Origin of the sequence: Paramuribaculum intestinale, from assembly GCF_003024925.1 — a bacterium.
GTDB classification, from domain to species: Bacteria; Bacteroidota; Bacteroidia; order Bacteroidales; family Muribaculaceae; genus Paramuribaculum; species Paramuribaculum intestinale.
Genome location: NZ_PUED01000191.1, coordinates 1 through 4,166, shown reverse-complemented (window position 1 = coordinate 4,166; position 4,166 = coordinate 1). Strand labels below are relative to the sequence as shown.

Below are 4,166 nucleotides of genomic sequence, written 5' to 3'. Positions count from 1 at the left end.
TTGCAAAATGAAACCAGACCAACTACTCAGATCCATCCTCCCCGAAGTCCTGATAGACAACTTCGACATTGACCGCTTTGAAAAAAGCGAGAGCCGTTCAAAGCGAGCCTTTCCAACGACTATTTGGCGATATGCTGCTTAAAGCCAAATTTTGATGCGGTTGCCCTGGTTTCCTTAATTTTCTTATGTGTAAATTTATAGTTATTTTTGCATTGCTTAAATATTAAGAGTAATAAGCCTACAACATATTATGTAGAAGTTTACGATGTTTTTGTCTTGTTTTTCAGAGCCTGCTTAGACGCCTGCTTTATAGACGAAGAAAGTAATGGTGTGGCACTTTTAGTGTATTATAGAAACATCGTTAGCGTGTTCGACTAATCTGGCATAAGACTGGCTTGGAATGACGACAGAATACAATAGTACAGATTCCTAATATTCTACGGTTGTTGTAGATTAGATTTATAAACTGTCTGGTCTGGGGAATCTACAGAGATTTAACGAATCAAGATGGGAAGAATCAGTCTTTGTCTTGTCATAATGTTCTTCATCTGTAGTGTTCAAAAAATTGATGCACAAGTACAGAATATCAGAGAGAAACAAGATACCATTTTGGTGACTAAATCATTAGAGCATATCAGGCCCGAGAATATCAAGAAGGGACCATTGAATAGTGCTTTGGATGTATTGAGTGGTCAGTCTGCCGGTGTGAACGTCACCACTAATGGGACTGACCGACTCGCTATGCTGAATAGTATCCGTGTGCGTGGTACCACATCCATTATGGGTGGCAATGACCCGTTAGTAATTATTGACGGAGTGACATCTGACATCGCTACGCTATCTACCATATATCCCGCAGACATCGAGAGTTTCACTATTTTGAAGAATGCTACCGAAACGGCAATGTACGGTTCCCGTGGTGCTTCAGGTGTAATTGAGATTAAGACCAAGAAAGGAACGGGGCGCGGTTTCGAAATATCATATGATGGCAACTACGGATTCGAGTCAATGTATAAACATCTGCAAATGCTAAACGGCCCGGAGTATATAGCTACAGCAGAGGCATTTGGATTAGATTACAATAATGGTGGCTGCAACACCAATTTTCACGATGTAATTACTCGTTCGGGCTTTATACATCAGCATCACTTGGCTTTTAGCGGTGGTTCGGAAAACTCAAACTATCGAGCATCGTTCGGTTTTATGGATCATAATCTAATTGTAAAAGTTAACGATTACCGAAATATAGTGGTAAAACTTGATGCTACACAAAAGGCTTTCAATGGTCGCTTAGTTGGCGATTTTGGTGTATATGGCTACTCGTCAAAGATACACGACGTTTTCGATACACGAATGCTGTTTTACTCGGCAGCTGCACAGAATCCTACATATCCAGCAGGAACTGATGTTAATGGCAACTGGGTGAAGAATTCGGCTGCTTCACACATAAACCACCCCGGAGCACTCCTCTATGAGAAAAATGACTCCGAAGAACGGAATTTCAATACACATTTGGGGCTGAAATTTAATATCCTTGACAATCTGATATTGTCGGCTTTCGGCTCTTATTCATATTCATCTACGGGAAATGCTCAATTTTGTCCTACATGGGTGTGGGCGCAAGGCAATGTTTATCGTGGAGAGTTCAAGGGTGAAGACTACTTTACAAATGTGTCCCTCTCATATAACAAAGCTTGGGGAGACTCACACCTTGATGCTGTTGTTGGCGCAGAATATCTTAAACAGGTAAGGACTGGTTTATGGGTGCAGGCAAAAGGAATAACAACAAATGATTTCTCCTATAATAACATCGGAGCAACATCATCGCGTCCTTTCGGTGGTACGAGCAGTAGCTATGAAGACCCGTCACTTGCTTCAATAATGGGTAGTGTCACATATAGTTACAAGGATAGATATTATATTGCGGCAGCACTCCGTGGAGATGGCTCTTCAATGGTAAGCGATAACAATACTTTCGGATTCTTTCCATCAGTATCACTGAGTTGGGATGTAAAAAAGGAAGGCTTCCTCTCTGATACTGATTTTATAACAATGTTGAAACTAAGAACCGGATATGGTCGGTCAGGAAATCTTGGAGGTATTACATCCTATACAACACTTAATACCGTAAAGGAGAATGGTATCGTATCCATCAACGGTGCACCTACCGTAACCATGGGAAGTATACGCAACACGAATCCGGACCTTAAGTGGGAGACTCGTTCAACATTTAATATCGGTTTTGACTTAGGTCTATGGAATAATCGGTTGATGCTTACCTCGGAATTCTATTACTCAAAGACAACGGATATGCTCTATGAGTATGATGTTCCCGTTCCGACCTTTGCGTTCGATAAGCTGATGGCAAATATCGGCTCGATGTCTAACCAGGGTGTCGAACTCGGAATCTCGGTAGTTCCCATTCAACGGAAGGATATGGAGATGAATATCAACTTCAATATGTCCTGCCAGAAGAATAAGTTACTTTCGCTTAGTGGAGAGTATAATGGTATGCATATGACAGCTTCAGATATTACTCCGATTGGCTCGCTTTATGGCGCAGGCCAGAACGGTGGTGACAATAATGTAGTATATCAGATTGTAGGTCAGCCATTTGGGGTATTCTATCTGCCTCACTGCAAAGGGATTAAAGAAAATAAACTTGGTGGCTACAGTTACGATATTGAAGATTTGAATGATGATGGCGAGATTGATTTTAGCGATGGCGGAGACAGGTATATAGCAGGTCAAGCAACCCCCAAGGTAACTATTGGATCAAACATCAGTTTCCGTTACAAGTCCTTTGATATTGCCATGCAGATAAATGGTGCTTTCGGTCATAAGATATTCAATGGCACGGGCTTGGCTTATACCAATATGTCGATATTCCCTGACTACAATGTATTGAAGGGTGCTCCTGAAAAAAATATTATTGACCAGAATGTCTCAGACTATTGGTTGGAAAAGGGTGACTATGTAAATATTGAACATATTACCATAGGCTACAATATTCCAATGAAATCCAAGGCTGTGAAGTCATTGCGTCTTTCGGCAGGCATTAGCAACCTTGCAACAATCACAGGCTATAGCGGTCTTACTCCAATGATAAACAGTTATGTAGTAAGCAACACTTTGGGCATTGACGACAAACGCACCTATCCTTTATATCGTACCTATTCGTTAGGTCTTAGTATTCAATTCTAACCGCTTACAGTTATGAAAAGATATATAAACATATTGATGGTTGCTTTGGCAACGATGATGACCTCTTGTCTTACTGAAGATCCTAGAGATCAACTTTATGAAGAAGACATTTACAACAATGCCAACAACATATATATTAATGCAGTGGCTGTGCTCTACAATTACATTGGTGGCAGTGCAGACAGTGAGGGTTTACAGGGAACCTGTCGTGGAATTTATGACTATAACACACTTACCACAGACGAAGCCATGATACCTATTCGTGGTGGCGACTGGTACGATGGAGGTTTGTGGACGAATATGTATCAGCATAAGTGGAGTCCTAATGATTTACCACTCTACAATACTTGGAAATACCTCTACAAGGTTGTTGTGTTATCGAACAAATCTCTGCATATCATCGATAAGTATAGACATAACCTATCTGAGGAGCAGAGAGTGGCCTACGAAGCTGAGGTGCGAGCTCTGAGAGCACTTTTCTATTACTACATTATGGATATGTATGGCAGAGTGCCCATCGTAACATCCTATGAACAACCGCAGGATGAAGTTGTGCAGAGCGAGCGTAGCGAGGTTTTCCGTTTTATCGTGAATGAGTTGCAGGAGGTTGCCGAGTTGTTGCCAAATGAGCGTAGTAATAAGATGGGTAACTACTATGGTCGTATAACAACACCTGTAGCTAATTTCCTTTTGGCTAAGTTGGCTCTTAATGCCGAGATATATTGTGATGATAATTGGACTGATGGCGTTCCACGGAACGGTAAAGAGATATTTTTCACCGTCGATGGTGAGAAACTCAACGCTTGGCAGACCTGTATCAAATATTGCGATAAACTTGCCGAGGTAGGTTATCGGTTGGAGGACGATTATAGCTATAATTTCTCTGTGCATAACGAGAACTCCAACGAAAACATATTCACCATTCCGTTGGATAAGAACCTATATGCTGCGCAGTTCTGGTA

2 protein-coding genes are annotated in these 4,166 nt (G+C 41.3%); both read left to right on the top strand.

The features are described 5' to 3' along the window. The first annotated feature begins 507 nt into the window (after positions 1-507). Complete coding sequence (locus C5O24_RS11220) at positions 508-3,204, top strand: SusC/RagA family TonB-linked outer membrane protein (RefSeq protein ID WP_107035373.1); 2,697 nt, start codon at positions 508-510, stop codon at positions 3,202-3,204. 12 nt (positions 3,205-3,216) lie between these two features. Further along, positions 3,217-4,166 (top strand): RagB/SusD family nutrient uptake outer membrane protein (locus C5O24_RS11215; protein WP_205961103.1); only part of this gene is annotated, 950 nt, incomplete at its 3' end.